The organism is Brevibacillus gelatini (assembly GCF_003710935.1).
Lineage (GTDB): Bacteria > Bacillota > Bacilli > Brevibacillales > Brevibacillaceae > Brevibacillus > Brevibacillus gelatini.
The window spans coordinates 1-1848 of record NZ_RHHS01000051.1 but is presented as its reverse complement, the minus strand read 5'-3'; the positions used below and the strand labels follow the sequence as shown (position 1 = coordinate 1848).

2 protein-coding genes are annotated in these 1848 nt (G+C 37.5%); both read left to right on the top strand.

Annotated elements, in window-relative coordinates; all coding sequences use genetic code 11:
- Positions 1–442: 442 nt before the first annotated feature.
- On the top strand, positions 443–913 hold the full coding sequence (locus tag EDM57_RS20090; protein WP_026557093.1) for a hypothetical protein: 471 nt from the start codon (positions 443–445) through the stop codon (positions 911–913).
- 24 nt (positions 914–937) lie between these two features.
- Positions 938–1264: a hypothetical protein gene (locus EDM57_RS20085; RefSeq protein ID WP_026557092.1), complete on the top strand. Its 327-nt coding sequence runs from the start codon at positions 938–940 to the stop codon at positions 1262–1264.
- The last annotated feature ends 584 nt before the right edge of the window (positions 1265–1848 follow it).

The window sequence follows — 1848 nt, the reverse complement described above, 5'->3', positions numbered from 1 at the left end:
TGGGCGATGCCTGTAAATCACTGCATCGCATGGCTAACGAGCCTATCATGCCCGCCCCTCCATGTAAAGCCGTTGAAGTAGCCATTCACCTGTTAAAAACCCATTTACACAAAAAAATTTACATTCCCATAAATCTCTTTAACAACTAAAGCACCGAAAATTACTTCGTTGCTTTTTCTACAACTTCATGGATGACTCCCCTCTAAGTGTCATTCGCGCTCAAAACTAAGCACAAATGAAATTCACCGTGTACAGATTCAAATTAATGGTTCTGATTGTTTGAAGACAGGTTTGTTCCTGTCTTTTTTTACGCTTAAATCTAAAACCTAATTGTCAACCTCTTATTATAGTTAGATAACATGTGACGTTAGTCCTATTTACAACCAAATTTTCCCAAAATAAACTATAAGTGCAATATAACGCATATATAGGAGGTATTGTTATGCTTAGACTCTTCAAAAAAGCTGTTTTAAGCCTTTTGTCTACGTCTGTATTGGCTGTATCTCTAGCAATTCCAGTCTCAGCGTCAGCCGCACCTTCAACACAGTACACAACAGCAGGACCAAATTTTGAGGTTGGGACGCAACAAGTAGAGCCTTATGGTTGGAAAACGAAGATAACAAAAGAAGGTGTAGAATTAGCCGCTAGTTATATTAGAAATGGCGGATATGCCCTAGAGAAAGCAATATCAAAGCTTTCCCCAACTGCCGCTAGAGCATTCGGCAGATGGGCTGATAATATTGCGGACTTCTTGGACGACCTTTGCAAAGGGTGGGATGAAGCGGAAGAATACGCTATTTCTTATGTAAAAGACCAAGTAAGAAACTTCCTAAGAGAGAATACAAAACTCTCCCCTGGTACAATCGAGGAAATTGTTGTTGCGGTCGATTGGTTGCTCTGGTTCGTTGCTTAGTTAAATCACCAAGGGGGAATCAGATTGAGTCAGGAATTTACCTACTATGATTGGTTTTTAGAGCAAAATCTAACATCTGAGCAAGAATCCAAACTAAACATCCTACTTTATTTGATTTCAGATAAACTGACCCATGAGAAGATTGTCGAAGATTATGACAGGAAAATACGTCAAACAGCACCAGAGTTTGTGCATATACTTGATGCTCCTGAGATAACTCATGAGTTGATAATTACCACTTTGGTTGCAAACTTTCAGCTAACAAGAGAATCAGTTTCTCAAATGTTTGAGGGTATGCGTAATCAAGGTAATTTTGCAAAGCTTGCAGAATTTATGAAAGAGTATAAATAGCCTAGCTCGCAAGCTAAAACAGACAGAACCTTGTCCATTGCTAAAACAACAAAATAAAGTGTAATCCCTAATTATTCCAAAAACTCTTTAAATGAACGGAACATCAACCTAAAGGTAGTTCCGTTCATTACTTTTATGTTTATGCAACGTTAGTGAGTTTAAAGATTTCACCGTATGATAGAAATGAAAATGCTTCTTTAGGCTACTCATATACCTTTCCTAAATTGGGTTTGTCCCTTCGGAGAGGAAACGTACTTAATGATGAGGATTTAGAAGCAGTTTGGTTTAAAGAACTTAAACCAAGTATACAAGAAGATGAGATGAGGAATTTATATTTTTATACGAAAATGCCCCCCCTAAAAAGCAAAAAAAGGGACGGACTACAGTTGGTTGCTAGATATATCCAAAATATGGTATTTACTTACACGACCTCAGTTGGTTCAATCATTACCTTGAACCCTTGTGATTCAATTCTCTTGATCCAATAATCAACAACTCGATCCTGATCTTGTAAGTAATCCCATCCAAACTCTTGATACGTTATGTTATTTTTCAACATGTGATATCACTAGCGTTGCATTAAT